The sequence below is a fragment of the Chelativorans xinjiangensis genome (assembly GCF_009812055.1).
Taxonomy (GTDB): Bacteria; Pseudomonadota; Alphaproteobacteria; order Rhizobiales; family Rhizobiaceae; genus Chelativorans; species Chelativorans xinjiangense.
Genome location: NZ_WQNH01000008.1, coordinates 85277 through 103099, shown reverse-complemented (window position 1 = coordinate 103099; position 17823 = coordinate 85277). Strand labels below are relative to the sequence as shown.

21 protein-coding genes are annotated in these 17823 nt (G+C 64.7%); 8 read left to right on the top strand and 13 right to left on the bottom strand.

The window, feature by feature from the left end; genetic code table 11:
• Positions 1 to 5 precede the first annotated feature (5 nt).
• From GM910_RS08000 to GM910_RS07980, 5 genes are read left to right on the top strand one after another with little or no spacing between them, the layout of a single operon-like run.
• The gene (locus GM910_RS08000) at positions 6 to 692 is read left to right on the top strand and encodes a CpaD family pilus assembly protein (RefSeq protein WP_159586992.1); all 687 of its coding nucleotides are present in this window, start codon (positions 6 to 8) and stop codon (positions 690 to 692) included.
• A 24-nt stretch (positions 693 to 716) separates the two neighbouring features.
• A complete protein-coding gene (locus tag GM910_RS07995; protein ID WP_159586991.1) occupies positions 717 to 1994 on the top strand; it encodes a CpaE/TadZ family protein in 1278 nt (425 codons plus the stop codon).
• Positions 1995 to 2013: 19 nt separating this feature from the next.
• On the top strand, positions 2014 to 3519 hold the full coding sequence (locus tag GM910_RS07990; RefSeq protein ID WP_159586990.1) for a TadA family conjugal transfer-associated ATPase: 1506 nt from the start codon (positions 2014 to 2016) through the stop codon (positions 3517 to 3519).
• Complete coding sequence (locus GM910_RS07985; protein ID WP_159586989.1) at positions 3519 to 4532, top strand: type II secretion system F family protein; 1014 nt, start codon at positions 3519 to 3521, stop codon at positions 4530 to 4532. Before GM910_RS07990 ends, GM910_RS07985 begins: the two co-directional genes overlap by 1 nt.
• Positions 4533 to 4535: 3 nt before the next feature.
• Entirely contained in the window at positions 4536 to 5531 is a 996-nt protein-coding gene (locus tag GM910_RS07980) for a type II secretion system F family protein (protein WP_159586988.1), read from the top strand.
• 37 nt (positions 5532 to 5568) lie between these two features.
• Here the strand turns inward: GM910_RS07980 and GM910_RS07975 are convergent, their stop codons facing one another.
• Genes GM910_RS07975 through GM910_RS07965 form a run of 3 tightly spaced genes read right to left on the bottom strand, consistent with a single transcriptional unit; the run spans position 5569 to position 7611 of the window.
• Positions 5569 to 5976: a Fur family transcriptional regulator gene (locus GM910_RS07975; RefSeq protein WP_159586987.1), complete on the bottom strand. Its 408-nt coding sequence runs from the start codon at positions 5974 to 5976 to the stop codon at positions 5569 to 5571.
• Positions 5973 to 6791 carry a zinc ABC transporter permease subunit ZnuB gene (gene znuB, locus GM910_RS07970; RefSeq protein WP_159586986.1) on the bottom strand — a complete coding sequence of 273 codons (819 nt, stop codon included), beginning with the start codon at positions 6789 to 6791 and terminating at the stop codon, positions 5973 to 5975. Before znuB ends, GM910_RS07975 begins: the two co-directional genes overlap by 4 nt.
• A complete protein-coding gene (locus GM910_RS07965; protein ID WP_159586985.1) occupies positions 6781 to 7611 on the bottom strand; it encodes an ATP-binding cassette domain-containing protein in 831 nt (276 codons plus the stop codon). The genes znuB and GM910_RS07965 overlap by 11 nt, the downstream gene beginning before the upstream one ends.
• A gap of 123 nt (positions 7612 to 7734) precedes the next feature.
• Here GM910_RS07965 and znuA point away from each other — a divergent pair, with 123 nt between their 5' ends.
• Positions 7735 to 8745, top strand: a complete 1011-nt coding sequence (znuA, locus tag GM910_RS07960; protein WP_159587030.1) for a zinc ABC transporter substrate-binding protein ZnuA — start codon at positions 7735 to 7737, stop codon at positions 8743 to 8745.
• A 47-nt stretch (positions 8746 to 8792) separates the two neighbouring features.
• Here the strand turns inward: znuA and GM910_RS07955 are convergent, their stop codons facing one another.
• The gene (locus GM910_RS07955) at positions 8793 to 8990 is read right to left on the bottom strand and encodes a CsbD family protein (RefSeq protein WP_159586984.1); all 198 of its coding nucleotides are present in this window, start codon (positions 8988 to 8990) and stop codon (positions 8793 to 8795) included.
• A 126-nt stretch (positions 8991 to 9116) separates the two neighbouring features.
• On the opposite strand from GM910_RS07955, the gene GM910_RS07950 reads away from it, so the two are divergent.
• Positions 9117 to 10490, top strand: a complete 1374-nt coding sequence (locus GM910_RS07950) for a cytochrome P450 (protein WP_159586983.1) — start codon at positions 9117 to 9119, stop codon at positions 10488 to 10490.
• Positions 10491 to 10598: 108 nt separating this feature from the next.
• Here the strand turns inward: GM910_RS07950 and GM910_RS07945 are convergent, their stop codons facing one another.
• The 5 genes from GM910_RS07945 to GM910_RS07925 form a co-directional block, all read right to left on the bottom strand.
• Entirely contained in the window at positions 10599 to 11417 is an 819-nt protein-coding gene (locus GM910_RS07945) for a cyclase family protein (protein ID WP_159587029.1), read from the bottom strand.
• Positions 11418 to 11494: 77 nt separating this feature from the next.
• A complete protein-coding gene (locus tag GM910_RS07940; protein WP_159586982.1) occupies positions 11495 to 11869 on the bottom strand; it encodes a YraN family protein in 375 nt (124 codons plus the stop codon).
• Entirely contained in the window at positions 11859 to 12770 is a 912-nt protein-coding gene (gene rsmI / locus GM910_RS07935) for a 16S rRNA (cytidine(1402)-2'-O)-methyltransferase (protein WP_159586981.1), read from the bottom strand. Before rsmI ends, GM910_RS07940 begins: the two co-directional genes overlap by 11 nt.
• Positions 12771 to 12911: 141 nt before the next feature.
• Entirely contained in the window at positions 12912 to 13169 is a 258-nt protein-coding gene (locus tag GM910_RS07930; RefSeq protein ID WP_159586980.1) for a BQ00720 family protein, read from the bottom strand.
• A gap of 86 nt (positions 13170 to 13255) precedes the next feature.
• Complete coding sequence (locus GM910_RS07925) at positions 13256 to 13681, bottom strand: Hsp20 family protein (RefSeq protein ID WP_159586979.1); 426 nt, start codon at positions 13679 to 13681, stop codon at positions 13256 to 13258.
• Between the two features lie 113 nt (positions 13682 to 13794).
• Between GM910_RS07925 and GM910_RS07920 the strand changes: the two genes are divergently transcribed.
• The gene (locus GM910_RS07920; protein ID WP_159586978.1) at positions 13795 to 14736 is read left to right on the top strand and encodes a nucleoside hydrolase; all 942 of its coding nucleotides are present in this window, start codon (positions 13795 to 13797) and stop codon (positions 14734 to 14736) included.
• A 4-nt stretch (positions 14737 to 14740) separates the two neighbouring features.
• Here the strand turns inward: GM910_RS07920 and GM910_RS07915 are convergent, their stop codons facing one another.
• The 4 genes from GM910_RS07915 to GM910_RS07900 form a co-directional block, all read right to left on the bottom strand.
• Positions 14741 to 15355: a LysE family translocator gene (locus GM910_RS07915; RefSeq protein ID WP_159586977.1), complete on the bottom strand. Its 615-nt coding sequence runs from the start codon at positions 15353 to 15355 to the stop codon at positions 14741 to 14743.
• A 54-nt stretch (positions 15356 to 15409) separates the two neighbouring features.
• Complete coding sequence (locus GM910_RS07910) at positions 15410 to 16309, bottom strand: ribokinase (RefSeq protein ID WP_159586976.1); 900 nt, start codon at positions 16307 to 16309, stop codon at positions 15410 to 15412.
• Between the two features lie 63 nt (positions 16310 to 16372).
• Entirely contained in the window at positions 16373 to 17257 is an 885-nt protein-coding gene (locus GM910_RS07905; protein WP_159586975.1) for a methylated-DNA--[protein]-cysteine S-methyltransferase, read from the bottom strand.
• Between the two features lie 66 nt (positions 17258 to 17323).
• Positions 17324 to 17809 (bottom strand): DUF2244 domain-containing protein, encoded by a 486-nt coding sequence (locus GM910_RS07900; protein ID WP_159586974.1) that lies wholly within the window; start codon positions 17807 to 17809, stop codon positions 17324 to 17326.
• Positions 17810 to 17823 lie beyond the last annotated feature (14 nt).

Below are 17823 nucleotides of genomic sequence, written 5' to 3'. Positions count from 1 at the left end.
CTGCCATGTTCGATTTGCGGGTGAAGAGGGGGCTTTTGCCGCTGGTCGTCATCGCCGTGGCAGGCGTGCTCTCCGGCTGTGCCAAGCGCGATTCCGTCGTCGTGGGCGCGGTGCCGGACGACTACCGCACCAGGCACCCCATCGTGATCGAGGAAAAGGACGAGGTGCTGGATCTTCCCGTCGGCGCCTCCTCCCACCGCATGACGTGGCAGCAGAAGGCGGCGCTTGGAGGGTTCCTCGACCGCTACGAGGACAGCGGCGGCGCCGTGGTGACGATGCTAATCCCAGAAGGCGCGGCCAATTCCGCCGCCGCGCAAAGCGTCTCAAACGACTTTGCGGCCCTTCTGCACAGATACGGCGTGCCGAAGGGGCATGTTCAGATCCTGGCTTACCAGGCCGGGCCGAGCGAGACGCCGCCGATCCGCCTCGCCTATCCGGTGGTAAAGGCCACCGTCGGCCCGTGCGGACGCTGGCCGGAGGATCTGATGGACACCACGGAGAACCGAAACTACGCCAATTTCGGCTGCTCCTACCAAAACAACCTGGCCGCCCAGGTGGCCAATCCGGCCGATTTCCTCGGCCCCCGCAAGATGACGCCGATCGATGCGGAAAACAGGGATTCGGCCATCGGCGACTACAAGGCACGCGAGGTGGACGACAATTTCCGGGCGCGATCTGAAATCGACTACTAATCGCCTAATCGAGGGCACACGGATATGAGTAGCCTAGCCTACGAGACGAGCCATCCGGAGACGACGGCGGCGGAAGCCGACGCGGTGCTGCAGTCCCTGCGCCCGGTGCCGCGCATCTCCATCCAGGCCTTCTGCGAAACAGAGGCCGTGGCGAACCCGATCGAGCGCGCCGGCGAGGACCGGCGCATGGCCAAGGCCCATCTCAAGGTGCATATGGGCGGCCTTTCCACGGCGGTCGAGTTCTACCAGACAGCGGCCACGCCCAACCTGATCATCCTGGAATCGCGAGGCGAACCCAAGGACCTCCTGGCCTCGCTCACGGAGCTGGCAGAGGTTTGCGACGCGAGCACCAAGGTGGTGATCGTCGGCCACTACAACGACGTATGGCTCTACCGCGAGCTCACCCGCGCCGGCGTCTCCGAATATGTCGTGGCGCCCATCTCCATGGCCGACATCGTCAGTGTCATCGCCGGCATCTTCGTCGATCCGGAGGCAGAGCCGGTCGGCCGTTCGATCGCCTTCGTCGGCGCCAAGGGCGGCGTCGGCTCCTCCACGCTGGCGCACAATCTGGCCTGGACCATGTCGGCGCTGTTCGAGGGCGAGGTCGTCGTCGCCGACCTGGATCTGCCCTTCGGCACGGCCAACATCAATTTCGACCAGGATCCGGCGCAGGGGATCGCCGAGGCTGTCTTCTCTCCCGAGAGGATCGACGAAGTCTATCTCGACCGTCTTCTGGCACAGTGTGCCGAGCGCCTGTCGCTGCTCGCGGCTCCCTCGACGCTGGACCGTACCTACGATTTCGACGCCGAAGCCTTCGCCCAGATTATCGACACCGCGCAGCGCACGGCTCCGCTGGTGGTTCTCGACGTGCCACATCTGTGGACGAGCTGGTCACAGACCACGCTGGCGCGCGCCGATGAGGTGGTCATCACCGCGACGCCGGAGCTGGCCAACCTGCGCAATACAAAGAACCTTGTCGACACTTTAGCCAAGCTGCGCCCTAACGACGGGCCGCCAAAGCTCGTCATCAATCAGGCGAACGTGCCGAAGCGGCCGGAGATCAGCGCCGACGATTTCGCCGAGCCGCTCGGCATTGCGCCGCTGGCCGTCATTCCGTTCGAGCCGCAACTCTTCGGCAACGCCGCCAACAACGGGCGCATGCTGGGTGAAATGGACCACAATCACCCCATCGTGCAGACGATGAACGACATCGCCTACATCCTCACTGGCCGGCGCGAGATCAAAGTGAAGAAGAAGTCCGGCCTTGCCGGACTGCTCGACCGCCTGCACCTGAAGACGTAAAGCAAAACGGCAAAGGCACATGTTCGGCAAGAGAAGCTCCAACAGCACGGTCGGCGGATCGAGGGGACCGGTAGCGCCGGTTCCGCCCTCCCGTCCCGCCGAGGATGGCGACGCGCTGCTTGCGCCGGAGCGCCCGGAGCCGTCTGCCGTGCTTGCCACCGGCATCGATGGGCTTGCGAAACCGTCGCCGGGGCCGGTGCAGCCTGCTGCAACGCCGGCGCCGCGCGCACCGATGGCGCGCAGCGAAAGCTACTACGACACGAAAAGCCAGGTCTTCTCCGCACTGATAGACACCATCGACCTGTCGCAGCTCGCCAAGCTCGATGCCGACAGCGCGCGCGAAGAAATCCGCGATATCGTCAACGATATCATCGCCATAAAGAACTTCGCGATGTCGATCTCCGAGCAGGAAGAGCTGCTCGAGGACATCTGCAACGATGTGCTCGGCTTTGGCCCGCTGGAGCCGCTTCTGGCGCGCGACGAGATCGCCGACATCATGGTGAACGGCGCCAGAAAGGTCTATATCGAGGTGGACGGCAAGGTCGAACAGACCAACGTCCGCTTCCGCGACAACCAGCAGCTCTTGAACATCTGCCAGCGCATCGTCAGCCAGGTTGGCCGGCGTGTCGACGAGTCGAGCCCCATCTGCGATGCGCGCCTGCCCGACGGCTCGCGTGTTAACGTCATCGCCCCGCCACTGGCCATCGACGGCGCTTCGCTCACCATCCGCAAGTTCAAAAAGGACAAGCTGACGCTCGATCAGCTCGTCCGCTACGGCGCCATCTCGCCGGAGGGGGCGGAGGTCCTGAAGATCATGGGCCGCGTGCGCTGCAATATCGTCATCTCCGGAGGCACGGGCTCGGGCAAGACGACGCTTCTGAACTGCCTCACCAACTATATCGACCGCGACGAGCGCATAATCACCTGCGAGGATTCGGCCGAGCTGCAACTGCAGCAGCCGCACGTGGTGCGGCTGGAGACCCGCCCGCCTAACCTGGAAGGCGAGGGCGAAGTGACCATGCGCGACCTCGTCAGGAACTGCCTGCGCATGCGCCCCGAGCGCATCATCGTCGGTGAGGTGCGCGGGCCTGAGGTGTTCGATCTTTTGCAGGCGATGAACACCGGCCATGACGGCTCCATGGGCACCATCCACGCCAACAGCCCGCGCGAATGCTTGAACCGCATGGAGTCCATGGTGGCGATGGGGGGCTTTTCCCTGCCGCAAAAGACGGTGCGAGAGATCATTGTCGGCTCCGTCGACGTCATCATCCAGGCTGCGCGCCTGCGCGATGGCTCACGCCGCATCACGCACATCACGGAAGTGGTGGGCATGGAAGGCGATGTCATCATCACCCAAGATCTCGTTCTTTACGACATGAAGGGCGAGGATTCGGCCGGCCGTATCCATGGCCAGCACATATCCACCGGCATCGGACGGCCCGCCTTCTGGGATCGCGCCCGCTATTACGGCGAAGAGACGCGCCTGGCCGCCGCCCTGGAAGCCATGGAAAAGGCGGCCAGCTGATGTTCGGCCTGGACATCGCTACCCTGGCCTTCATTGTGCTCGCTACCTTCAGCGCGGGAGCGGTCGCCTATGCGCTGATGTTCACCGCCATCTCCAACGAGAAAAAGGCCGGTCGCAGACTGGAATCGGTGAAGAAGGCGGAGACCGATCGCGGCGCGGTCAGAGTTTCGCGCGACCGCTTGGCGGAGGCCGCGAAGCGGCGCAAGTCGGTCCAGGATTCGCTCAAGGATCTGGAGAACAAGCAGAAGAACCGCGACCGTTACACCACCCGGCCACCCATGAAGACCCGGCTGCGACAGGCCGGCCTGGCGATGAGCATCGAGCGGTTCTACCTCCTGTCTGCTGTCAGCGGACTGCTTCTCACATTCGTTGTCTTTCTGCTCGGCGCGCCGATGCTGGCGCTGCCTGGCGCTCTTCTGGTCGGTGCCCTCGGCCTGCCCCGGTGGATTGTCGCCTTCATACGCAAGCGCCGGGTCAAGGCGTTTCTGGCCGAGTTTCCCAACGCGCTCGATGTCATCGTGCGCGCGGTCAAGTCGGGCCTGCCGCTCAACGACGCGGTGCGCATGATCGCCGCCGAGGCCCAGGAGCCGGTGCGCACCGAGTTCCGCCGCATCGTCGAATCCCAGCAGCTTGGCCTACCCATGGCGGAAGCCACCATGCGCATGACCGAGACCATGCCCTGCCCCGAGGCGGGCTTCTTCGGCATCGTTATTCAGATCCAGAGCCAGGCCGGCGGCAACCTGTCGGAGGCGCTGGGCAATCTCTCGCGCGTCCTGCGCGACCGCAAGAAGATGAAGGCCAAGGTGCAGGCGCTTTCCATGGAGGCCAAGGCCTCCGCCGTCATCATCGGCGCCCTGCCCATCATCGTCGCCTTTCTCGTCTATCTTACGAGCCCCGGCTACATCATGCCGCTGTTCACCACCAGCACCGGCCATCTGATCCTCGGCGTCTCGGCGCTGTGGATGAGCATCGGCATCTTCGTGATGCGTCAGATGATGAATTTCGAGGTGTAAGCGATGGCGGACAATGTCGTCGACGCGATCACCGACCCCAGCTTCCTGATCGCTCTGCTGGTCTCCATCGCCGTGTTCGCTACCGTGTTCACGCTGCTGCCGGTGGTGGGCAGCGACAATCTGCGCTCGCGCATGAAGTCCGTCGCGCTGGAGCGCGAGGAACTGAGGGCCAGGCAGCGCGCACGCCTGGCCGCCGAGGCCGAGGCCAAGCGGCGTGGCGGCTTGCGCCAGACCGATGCATCGTCCATGCGCAGCATCGTCGACCGCCTGGACCTGCGCCGCGCCCTAGCCGACGAAGCGACGCTCGCCAAGCTACGGACGGCCGGCTTTCGCGGCCAAAACCCGCTGACAAAGTTCCTTTTCTTCCGCCTCATGTTGCCCTTCGTCGGCGTGGCGCTTGCCGGCTTCTATGTCTTCGTGCTGGGCGCGCTCGCCGAGCAGCCGCTTTTCATCAAGGTCTTCGTGTGCATCCTGGCCGCCTATGCCGGCTTCTACGCGCCGGTGCTCTACGTCTCCAACAAGGCGTCGAAACGCAAGCAGTCCATCCAGATGGCCTGGCCGGACGCGCTGGACCTCCTCCTGATCTGCGTGGAGTCCGGCATGTCGGTGGAGGCTGCCTTCCACCGCGTATCCCAGGAGATCGGCGCCCAGTCGGTGGCATTGGCCGAGGAATTCGTGCTCACCAATGCCGAGCTCTCCTTCCTGCAGGAACGTCGGCAGGCCTATGAGAACCTCGCCGCCCGCACGGGGCTGGAATCAGTGAAGAGTGTCTCGCAGGCGCTCATCCAGGCCGAGCGCTATGGCACGCCGGTGGGCCATGCGCTGCGCGTGCTCGCCGAAGAGAGCCGTGAGGCGCGCATGAACGCTGCGGAAAAGAAGGCCGCCGCCCTGCCGCCTAAGCTGACAGTGCCTATGATCCTGTTCTTCCTGCCGGTCCTCTTCGCCATCATTCTGGGCCCTGCCGGCATCCAGCTTTCCCAGAACGGGCTTGTCAATTAGAGCATGATCCCGAAAAGTGCGTCCTTCAGGCCGCTGCTCAGCCGGGATCGTGCGCGGCGCAATCCGCGCAATCGCCACTGATCTCGATAGTGGTCTTGACCGGCTTGAAGCGATGGGCGCGCACCCACTCACCCAGCCTCTCCTCCACTGCCGTATCGGAGAACTCGTCCACCTTTCCGCATGTCCGGCAGATGGCGAAGGCAGTCATCTCGTGCCTGTGTCCGTGGGGCTGGCAGCAGGCAACGAAGGCATTGATGCTCTCCAGCCGGTGGACGAGGCCGAACTCCTGCAATTTTCCGAGCGCGCGGTAGACCTGCAGCGGCGCGCGAAAGCCATCGTCGCGCAGCCTGTCGAGGATGGTGTAGGCGCTGAGCGGCGCTTCGGCCTTGTCCAAGGCTTTCAGCACCAGGGTCTGGTTCTTCGTCAGGTCGGGATGGGAAGTCATGAAGTCTCACCCGTTTGACCGGTGCCGCGCCGTTCCGGCAACCGCACGAGGCTCAAGAGAAAGAGAACGAGCGCCGCGACCACGATCGACGGTCCCGACGGCGTATCGAAATTGAGCGAAGCCGACAGCCCGCCGACCACCGCCAATACGCCGGCCAGCGAGGCGGCGATCGCCATGCCCTCGGGCGTGGCGGCGAAGCGGCGTCCGGCCGCCGCCGGTATGATGAGAAGCGAGGTGATCAGAAGGATACCGACGATCTTCATGGCGATAGCGATGATGGCGGCCATCAGGAGCATGAAGATGAAGCGCGCCCGCTCCGGCCGCAGGCCCTCGGCCTCGGCGATCTCGGTGTTGACGGTGGCCGCCAGGAGCGGCCGCCATAGCCAGGCGAGCACGCCGAGCACCAGAGCGCCGCCACCATAGATCATGGCGATGTCGAAGCGCGAGACGGCCAGGATATCGCCAAAGAGAAAGCCCATGAGGTCGATCCTGATCCAGCTCATGAAAGCGACCATGACCAGCCCCAGCGCCAGCGTGGAGTGGGAAAGGATGCCGAGCAGTGCGTCGGTCGACAGAGCGCCCCGCCGTTGCAGGAAGAGGAGCGCCACCGAGGCCAGCGTGGCGACGATGAAGACGCCGGCCATCAGGTTGATCTGGAACAGGAAGGCGAGCGCGACGCCGAGCAGGGCGGAATGAGCCATCGTATCGCCGAAATAGGCCATGCGCCGCCATACGACGAAACAGCCGAGCGGTCCCACCGTCAGCGCCAGGCCGATGCCGGCCACCATCGCCCGCGTGAAAAAGTCATCCAGCATCGTGCTTTTCCTTCGCCCCCTCAGGGTGATCGTGCACGTGATGCTCGGCGACCGTGCCGTCGGCCAGGCGCACGCGCCCGTCAGGTAGGTGCGTGTGATCGTGATGGTGGTGGTAGATCGCCAGGGTGTCACCCGCGCGCGCGCCGAACAGCCGCACATATTCCGGGCTTTTCAACACGTTCTCCGGCGTTCCGCGGCAGCACACGTGGCCGTTCAGACAGATGACTGTATCCGTCTCGGCCATCACCACGTGCAGGTCGTGGGAGATCAGAAGGATGCCGCATCCAGTGCGGTCGCGGATTTCGCGGATGAGCTGGTAAAGCGCGATCTCGCCGGAGAAATCTACTCCTTGCACCGGCTCGTCGAGCACCAGAAGATCCGGCTTGCGCACGAGCGCACGGGCCAACAGCGCGCGCTGGAACTCGCCGCCAGACAACGTCTGCACCTCGGCGCCCGCCAAGTGCGCGATTCCCGCCGCCTTCAGCGCATCTTCCATCTCGCCGCGTTCCAGCGGCCCGGTAAGCCGCATCAGCCGCTCGACGCTGAGCGGCAGCGTCCAGTCGATCGTCACCTTCTGAGGCACATAGCCGACCTTGAGCGCCGGCGCGCGCCGCACCGTGCCTTCGTCCGGCGCAGTGACGCCGATGGCGGCTTTCACAGTCGTGCTCTTGCCGGAGCCGTTCGGGCCGATAAGGGTGACGATCTCGCCGCGCCGCACGGTAAGGTCCACCCCGCGCACAAGCCAGCGCCCGCCGCGACGAACGCCGGCATTCTTCATCTCGACCAGCGGCTCGGCATCTCCGGCGGTAGATTGCAGCATTTCTTTTCCCGCACCTTCTTGCCAATGCATATGGCACACGTTATAGCGTTACGCAATCGGAATGTAATACCATAACATTCCCAAACCTCTTTCAAAGACTGCACAATGAGGGAAACCTGGATGATGAAGAAATCCCGCCTGCTCCTTCTCGCATCGGCGCTTGCCACTGTGTTCGCGGCTGCCCATGCCAACGCGGCCGAAGGCGTCGTCGCTTCCGTCAAGCCAGTGCATTCGCTGGTCGCCGCGGTGATGCAGGGCATCGGCGAGCCGCAGCTTCTGGTCAAGGGCGCCGGCTCCCCTCACACCTATACCATGCGCCCCTCTGAGGCCGGCACGCTGGAGGAGGCGAAGGTCGTTTTCTGGGTCGGCCCCGGCCTGGAGACTTTTTTGGAAAAGCCGCTGGAATCGCTTGCCGGCGACGCCATGACGGTCGAACTCTCCGAGGTGCCCGGCCTCACCCTGCTCGAGCCGCGCGAAGGCGGCGCCTTCGAGGCACACGCCCATGACGAGGATGACGATCACGAGGAGCACGCGGCGGAAGAGGACCACCACGAAGAGCATGGGGAGATGCATGACGAGGAGGGGGAAGAGCATGAGGACCATGCCCATGAGGAAGCGGACATGCATCTGTGGCTCGACCCGGAGAACGCGCGCGCAATGGTAAGGCGGATCGCCGACGCACTTTCGCAGGCCGACCCGGACAACAAGACGGCCTATGAAGAGAACGTCGCCGCGCTCGATGCCCGCTTCGATACGCTGATCGCGGAGACGAACGAGAAGCTCGCGGCCGTGCGTGGAAAGCCGTTTGTCGTCTTCCACGACGCCTACCAGTATTTCGAGCGGCGGTTCGACATCCCCGCCACCGGCTCCATCACAGTGAATCCCGATGTGCAGCCTGGCGCCCGCCGTATCGGCGAGATCCACGACAAGATCGCCGAATTGGACGCTGCCTGCGTCTTCAGCGAACCGCAGTTCGAGCCGAAGGTGGTTCAGGTAGTGGCCGAGGGCACCGGTGCCCGTTCCGGTGTGCTCGATCCGCTCGGCGCCGATATCGAGGATGGTCCCGAGCTCTACTTCACACTGATCGACAACATGACGACGGCACTCGCGGACTGCCTCTCCGGCGGGGAATGATACTTCGGGGCGATCCTGCAGCGACTTTCCGCTGCAGGATCAATTGATTAGTGGCGTGACAGCCACGCGTCGATTTCTCGCTCGGCCTCTTCCTTGGCCTTGCCGTAACGTTCCTGGATGCGGCCAGCCAGCTCGTGGCGGTTGCCCTTGACGACATCGAGATCGTCATTGGTGAGCTTGCCCCACTGTTGCTGCGCCTTGCCCTTGAATTGCTCCCAGTTCCCTTCGATCTGATCCCAGTTCATGGCTGTACTCCTCTGTCGGTGACATCCCGTCCCCAACATCGTGACGTGGTCCACGTTCCAGACGGCACCATCGCGATTGCACGTCCGCCCCCCAGGGCTTAGCTATATCGGCAGATGGGAACGCCGATGGACACCGCGACCGCCTCCTTCCGCCCGCCGGCGCCGAGCCCGCGGCAGAAGCCACCCTCGACGCTTCAGATGATGCGTATCGTCTACCGCAATCCGCTGGAGCTGTGGGGGGAGCCTTCCTACAACGAACCGTGGATCTCGATCAGCGGCGGCATCGGCGGGCCGCTGCTGATCGCCAACGATCCCGGCCTCATTCGCCACATCCTTGTAGACAATGCGAAGAACTACAAGATGGCGCGCGTGCGCCAAAAGATCCTCCGGCCCATCCTGCGCGACGGGCTGCTCACCGCAGAGGGCGAGGTGTGGCGGCGCTCGCGCAAGGCCATGGCCCCGGTCTTCACCCCACGTCATATCGCCGGCTTTGCAGGGCCCATGCTGAAGGAGGCCGAGGCGTTCGCCGAGCGCTACGAGGAGAGAATCGGCGGCACGACCGACGTCTCGCGCGACATGACCATGCTCACCTTCGACATACTCGCCGAGACTCTGTTCTCCGGCGAGATCGCCGGCGAGCCGGACAGCTTTGCCCACCAGGTCGACCGCCTGTTCGAGACCATGGGCCGTGTCGATCCGCTCGACCTTCTCGGCGCCCCCGACTGGCTGCCGCGCGTCACCCGGATTCTCGGCCGCAACTCGCTCGCCTTCTTCCGCGACATCGTCGCCCGCACCATGGAAATGCGAAAGGAGAAGCTGGCGCGGAAGGACGAAGCACCCGAAGACTTCCTGACCCTCCTGCTCCGCGCCGAAGGCCCGGACGGCCTCACCCGCCAGGAGATCGAAGACAACATCATCACCTTCATCGGCGCCGGTCACGAGACCACGGCACGGGCGCTCGGCTGGACCTTCTACTGCCTTGCCAACCTGCCGGAGGAACGGGCCCGCATAGAGGCCGAGATCGACGCGGTACTCGCCTCGGAGCCGGATCCGGTGAAATGGCTCGACCTGATGCCGCTCGCGCGTGCCGCCTTCGAGGAGGCGATGCGGCTTTATCCGCCGGCCCCCTCCATCAACCGCGAGGCCATCCACGGCGACACCTATGCGGATCTGGAGATTCCGAAAGGTATGCAGGTGCTCGTCATGCCGTGGACGGTGCACCGCCACCGCAAGCTGTGGGACGACCCGGAGGCCTACCGCCCTTCTCGTTTCCATCCCGAAAACCGCGAGCAGATCGGCCGTTTCCAGTATCTCCCTTTCGGCGCCGGCCCGCGCGTATGCATCGGTGCCACCTTCGCCATGCAGGAAGCGGTCATCGCCATGGCCACCCTGATGTCGCGCTATCGCTTCGACCTTCTGCCCGAGACCAAACCCTGGCCGGTGCAGAAGCTCACCACCCAGCCCCAGGGCGGCCTGCCCATGCAGGTGAGCCGCCGTTAGACCAGTTCATCGTTTCACGGAATCGATGAACTGGTCTAACTCTTTGTTTTGTCGCAATTCCGGACGGAAACCGGTTTCCACTTTTCCTGGAATTGCTCTAGTCGCCCGTCAAACCATCGCGAAGACGCGCGCCGGCCCGCCCGAACCACCCCGGACCTTCGGCGCACCGACGATCAGCGTCGCGCCGCTGGCCGGCAGGGACTCCAGATTGGCGATGCATTCCAGCCCCCAGCGCCCGGACGGCAGCCAGGCATAGTGCACCGCGAAATCCGGGGAGGGACCATGGTCGAGCGACAGCGTGTCGACCGCGATGCCCCTGGCACGGGCCTCTTCCATCAGCATCTCTACGGCTTCGATGTGGAAGCCGGGGAAATGCATCGTCTTGCCGTCGTCTCCGACGTTGCGGAACTTGTCGCTCGATACGTGCGCGCCCCAGCCCGACAGCATGGCCACACAGGCCCCGTCGGGAATTTCGCCACTGGCAGAGACCCACGCCTCGATGTCCTCGGGCGTCACCTGCGCGTCCGGGTCCGCCGATGCCTTCTCGCGGATATCGATGACGGCGAGCGGGCAGACGAGACCGCCCACCGGAATTTCCGCCACCGACAGGCCGTCCTCCGAGAAATGCAGCGGCGCATCCATGTGGGTCCCCGTATGTTCGTTGAGACGCCACTCGTTGATGTTGAACTTGTGATCCGCGTAGTTGAACTTCTGATCGAGGAAGAACTGCTGTTCCCCGAAGTAGGTGGGAAAGCCTTCGTGCAACTCATGGGTCATGTCTTCCACCCTGCTCGCGCTCTGCGCGAGCAAAGGTTTCGGAATGGACACCACCGCCGCGGCGGCGCCTGCGGCGGCGGACGTGCGGAAGAAATCACGACGGCTGAGCATGCGCGATTTAACGCTCTCGGTGACGCAATGATGGCACATGGCGCTCATTCCCCTGCTGGCTGTTTGAAGGGAAACAGAATGCGCCTGCGCAAAATCCCGCGCAAGGGCCGAGCAAGTCAGCTACTGGTGTAGATGTTCTCCACATGCACCGGCCAGCGCCGCGGCAGCACCGCCACGAGATCGTAGCGTAGGCTGAGACTGGCATAGTGCGGCTGGCGGGCAAGCCATAGGCTTGCGGCGGCATCGATCCGCCGTTGCGCCGTATATCCCACCGCCTCCATCGCCTGCTCCAGCGTCGGCCGCGCCTTCACCTCGACGATGGCGACAAGATTGCCGCGCCGCGCGATCAGATCGATCTCGCCCAGCGGGGTACGAAAGCGCCGGGCGACGATGCGATACCCCTTCAGAACCAGGGCAAGCGCGGCCAGCCACTCGCCGCGGTGGCCCTTGCGGTAGGCCCGCTGCCGCTTCTTCAGCCCGTCAGTCCCCACCCCGCCCCTCTTTCAATTCTAAGAGCCGCTGATAGAGCTCGGACTTCCTTCCGCCTGTCATGCGTGCTGCCTCGCCCGCCGCCTTCGCTGCCGGCATTTCAGCCGCAAGCGCCAGAAGCAGCCGATCCGTCTCCTCGGCATCCGCCGGTCCCGCCTCGCCGGGCGGCGCCACGCAGACCACCACTTCGCCCTTCGGCGCTCCGGCTTCCGCATAGTGCGCGGCAAGGGCGTCCAGCGTCCCTCGCCGTACCTCCTCGAAGGCCTTGGTCAGCTCCCGCGCCACCGCTGCCTGGCGCTTACCGAGCACCCCCTCCATAGCCCCCAGGCTCGCGGCCAGCCGGCGCGGCGACTCGAAAAACACCAGCGTCGCCGGTGCCGCCGCGAGAGCTTCGAGCCGATTCTCGCGCTGCCTTGTCTTGGCCGGAAGAAACCCGGCAAACAAAAAAGAATCCGTTGGCAGGCCGGAGGCTGTAAGCGCTGCCAGAACAGCCGAAGGTCCTGGCACCGGCACGACTCGCAGCCCCTTTTCCTGCGCCGCTTGCACCAATCGGAAACCAGGATCGGAGACGAGCGGCGTGCCGGCGTCGCTGGCGAGCGCCACGCTCTTTCCCTCCTCGATTGCCGCAATCAGCCGCGGCGCGGCCTCGGCCTCGTTGTGCTCGTGATAGGCTGTCATACGCCGGCGGATGCCGTAGCGTTGAAGCAGCACCCGTGTTACCCGCGTGTCCTCGCAGGCCAGCATATCGGCCCCGGCAAGCGTTTCCAGCGCGCGCAGCGTGATGTCGGAGAGGTTGCCGATCGGGGTGGCGACGAGATAGAGCGCCGGCTGAAGCGGCGGAGCGGCAATCTCCGCTCCACCGACAATGAAACTCTTCGGCTTTTCCGCTTCTCTAGGCTTCACGCCCGCCCGTCCTTGCGCGTCAGCTTTCCCATGCCAAATTCTTTGGCATGGCCGCCCGACGGTTGCAAACGCGCTACGGCGTAATAGCCGTCAGGCCCGCTGCGTTACAGGGAGCTAGGCGGGAGAGCCGCGGTCGGCCGCTTAGTGCAGGCTGACCGGCTGCAGGTCGTTCTCGAACGCTCCGGCAAGCGCGGCGTCGCGGGCGTCGGCCAAGAGGATGGGCTGTCCGTTGGCGGCGAACAGAGCCCACAGCTTGGTGCCCGGCGCCATATCCGGCACACCCGGGAACTTGCCCTTCAGGTCCTCGGCGTCCATCTCGCGCATATAGGCAACCGCGCCTTCGCCGATATGGGCCAGCTGCTGCTGGGTCACGGTGATCTTGCGTTCGTTCTCAGTCATGTCAGCCTCCTATTTTGCGGGCCGTCCATAGCGGCCCAACCCGCCAAGAGCCTCGTGGTTGCGTCGAAAACGCAGCTTCGCGGCCGTCAGTCCTTCACCGAAATGTCTATTTTCTGCACCAGCCGTTCCGGCTGAGGCCTGTCGAGATCGATGGCCAGAAGCCCGTTTTTGAGCTCTGCGTTCAGGACCCGCATGCCGTCGGCCAAGACGAAGACACGCTGGAATTGGCGAGCAGCGATGCCGCGATGCAGATACTCGCGCTCGGCGTCGTCGTTCTGTCGACCACGCACGACGAGCTGGTTTTCCTCGGTCGTGACCTCCAGGTCCTGCTCGGCAAAGCCGGCCACCGCCAGCGTGATGCGCAGGCGCTCGTTCCGCCCTTCCGAATTGCGGATGCGCTCAATATTGTACGGGGGATAGCTGTCGCCCGACTTGGCGATCCGCTCGAGCGTCTTTTCCATACTGTCGAACCCCAAAAGAAGCGGGTTCGAGAAAGGCGTCATGCGCGTCATCTGTTCCTGTCCTCAAAGAGCGACGTGGACAAGCAAAAACCCGAATGGCGTTTTTGCCCGTAGCCTTGATATGGTTGATTACTTTTGCGGATTCAAGAAGGATTGGAGAACCCGTGCGCCAGGCGCGAAAGATCATCATCGACACGGATCCCGGCCAGGACGACGCCGTGGCCATCCTGCTGGCGCTGGCAAGCCCAGAGCTCGACGTGCTTGGGATAACGGCGGTGGCCGGCAACGTGCCGCTGGCGCTGACGGAGAAGAACGCGCGCAAGGTGTGCGAGCTGGCCGGCCGGCCGGAGACCAGGGTCTATGCCGGCGCCATCCGCCCCATGGTGCGCGAGCTGGTGACCGCCGAGGAGGTGCACGGCAAGACAGGGCTCGACGGGCCGGATCTGCCGGAGCCGCAAATGCCGCTGATGAAAGCGCACGCGGTCGACTTTCTCATCGAGACGCTGATGGAGCACGCGGCTGGCGAGATCATCTTGTGTACACTGGGGCCGCTCACCAACGTCGCACTGGCGCTGGTGCGCGAACCGAAGATCGCACCGCGCGTCAAGGAGATCGTCATGATGGGCGGCGGCTTCTTCGAAGGCGGCAATGTCACGCCGACGGCCGAGTTCAATATCTATGTCGATCCGCACGCGGCCGACGTCGTGTTCCGCTCCGGTATTCCCGTCGTCATGATGCCGCTCGACGTCACCCACCAGGCGCTGACGATGCAAAAGCGCGTCGCCGCCATCCGCGATCTCGGCACGCGGGTAGGTGTCGCCACGGCCGAAATGCTCGAATTCTTCGAGCGCTTCGATGAGGAGAAATACGGTTCCGACGGTGGGCCGCTGCACGATCCTTGTGTGATCGCTTATCTGCTCGAACCCGGCCTCTTCAAAGGGCGCACATGCAATGTGAGCGTCGAGACGGGCTCGGAGCTGACCATGGGCATGACGGTGATCGACTGGTGGGGCGTGACCGAACGGCCGAAGAACGCCCTCGTCATGCGCGGCATCGACGACGACGGCTTCTTCGCGCTGCTGACGGAGCGGCTGGGACGGCTTTAGAAGCCTATCTTGCCCGTGCAAAGGCGAGCCACAGGCCGCCGCCGATGAGGAAGGTGCCGCCGACGCGCCCGATGCGGCGCATGGCATTTGCGCCGAGCCTGCGGCCGATGCTGCCGGAGGCGATGGCATAGCTGCCGTCGGAAAGCAGAGAGAATGCGAGCGCGGTGCCGCCGAGCACGGCGATTTGCAGCACGTGGTTGCCTGCCGGATCGATGAATTGCGGCAGCAGGGCACCGAAGAAGAGAAGCTGCTTGGGATTGCCGAGCGAGACGAGAAGCCCCTGCAGGAAAAAGCCGCGGCGCGGCTTTGATACCGCCGTGCTGCCCGCCGGCTCGCCGCTTGCGCGGATCATCTTCCAGCCGATCCAGCACAGATAGGCCGCACCGGCCAGTTTGACCCAGGTGAACCAATGGCCGGCCAACTCGATGAGCGACGTCAGCCCAACGCCGGCGACGGTGATCATGACCGTAAGGCCGGCCAATGTGCCGGCGACATTGAGAAGGCCCGCGCCGATGCCGTGGCGCATGCCGTTGGCGACGATCAGCATGTTCGTCGGGCCGGGAACGACGGTGGCAATGAGACAGACGACGACATAGGCGGTGTAGGTTTCGAGCGACATTACGGGCGCCTCCCTCTACCGCTCAGGATGCATAGCGGCGAGGTCTTGTCCAGCTTACTGCGCCGCTGCCGCATCCACGTCGGCGCGGATGGGAATGGCCGGTTGGGCGCCGGGCTCCAGGCAGGCGAGCGCGCCGGCAACGGCAGCCCGGCGCAATGCGTCCTTCAGCGGCAGCCCGTCGGCAAGGCCCGCCGCCAGATAGCCGCAGAAGGTGTCGCCCGCGCCCACCGTATCGACAGGTGTGATGGAAAGGGTGGGGACGCGGAGAAAGTCTTCCGGTGTGGCCGCCACGACGCCGTCCTTGCCAAGGGTTACGACGATTGTGCGGCCCGTGTCCTTGGCGAAGGCGCGCATCCGCGCCTCCCGGTCCTCGCCTTCGAGCGCCAGGGCTTCGGCGTAGAGGTCGAATTCCGTCTCGTTGGCGATGACATAGTCGGCGAGCGCGAGGAAACCCGCCGCTTCGGCATGGAATGGGGCGGTGTTGAGGAGAGAGACGGCGCCGGCTGCGCGCGCAGCCTCAAGGGCGGCTTTCACGGTTTCAAGGGGCACTTCGTGCTGCAGGAGAACGAATTCGCCTGGCCGGAAGGCGGCCTGCTCCACGTCTTGCGGCAGGACCTGCCCATTGGCGCCGGGTATGACGGCGATCATGTTCTCGCCGTCGCCGCCGACCAGGATGACTGCCGTGCCCGTGGCGGTGTCGCGTTCCTTCACCGCCCGGAGGTCGACGCCGGCCTCCTTGAGGAGCGCCACTGCCGCGCCGGCGAAGGCATCGCTGCCCACCGCGCCAACCATACGCACGGGGGCGCCGGCGCGGCGAGCGGCGAGCGCCTGGTTGGCGCCCTTACCGCCGGGAGCGGTGGAGAAGTCGTCTCCCGGCACGGTTTCGCCGGGTCCGGGCAGCCTTTTCACGCGGGCGATGAGATCGAGATTGATGGAACCGACGATGGTGATCACGCTTGAGCCTCCGGCAACTGTGCGCCGGAAGCTAGCCGCTTTGCTGCGAAGGTCAATCTCCGTTCACGCGATCGCCTGAAGCTGGCAGGCCTCCCAACCGAGGATGGCGCGCTTGCGCGTCAGGCCCCAGTGATAGCCCGTCAGCGCACCGGACTTGCCGAGCGCCCGGTGACACGGAACGACGAAGGACAGCGGGTTGGCGCCGACGGCAGCCCCCACGGCGCGCGAGGCACTGGGCCGGCCGATCTCGGCGGCGATATCGGAATAGGCGCGGGCGCGGCCCATCGGGATCTTCAAGAGCGCCTCCCACACGCGCACCTGGAAATCGGTGCCTATCAGGACGACGCGCAACGGCTCCTCCGCGCGCCAGCGCGCCGGGTCGAAGACACGGGCGGCATAAGGCGCGGTGGCGGACAGATCCTCCACGTAAGCGGCGTTCGGCCATCGGGCGCTCATGTCCTTGAAGGCAGCCTGCTCCTCGCCAAGATCGGCGAAAGCGAGGCCGGCCAGGCCGCGGTCCGTCACCATGACGAGAGCCAGGCCGAAGGGGGAGAGGTGATAGCCGTAGCGGATGACCAATCCCTCGCCGCGCGCCTTGTATTCGCCCGGTGAGATGGCCTCGTGGGTGACGAACAGGTCGTGCAGGCGGCCAGGGCCCGACATGCCCAGCTCCAGCGAAGCCTCCAGAAGCGGCATGCCGTCGTCGAGCAGGCGGCGGGCATGGTCGAGGGTGACGGCTTGCAGGAAGGTTTTCGGGGAAAGCCCCGCCCAGCGGGTGAAGAGCTTCTGCAGGCCAGTCGGTATCTCGCCGACATCGGCGGCCAGCACTTCAAGCGAGGGTTGGTCACGGTAGTCGAGGCTGATCTTCTCGACGACGCGGCGGACGACCTCATAGTCGTTGCCGGCCGGCGTGATGTCGCGCTCAAGAATGGCAAGTTCTGCGTTCATGGCATCTACTCCTTGAACGCCAATATGTGAGGAAGGCATGCGCGGCACCACCCGATTCTTGCCTGCTTAACGGCCCCTTGCCGTGGCGAGGGCGCGGCTGAAGGCCTGGGCGAAGCTCTCGCGCTCGTCCGGGTTCAGGAAACCGCCCAAAAGCACGCGCCTTTCCCGCGCCTCGACGGCCATGCCGGTGATGCCGATCTCGGTGTGCCTCTGCACCCTGAAGCGGGCCCAAAAGGGATTGAAGCTGTGCTCTTCGGAGCGGCCGGACGGCAGCACCTTGCGGATGTCGAGGCTCACCCGCGACAAGGACACTTCCTCGCGCGCACGGGCGGCGCGGTAGTTGACGCGGAAGGCGATGTAGAGGGCCAGGATGTCGAGGCCGAAGAAGCCGAAGACAGGCCAGGCGCCGATGCTCATGAAAAGCGCCCCGACGGTGAGCCAGATGAGGAAGAGAGCGACCATCAGCGCGGCAAACCCCGTACGGCCCAGCGAACGGTGGGGAACGAGCAGTGCCTTGAAGAAAGGCTGATCGGCGGCATTCTTTTCGTCCATCATTCGAATTATAG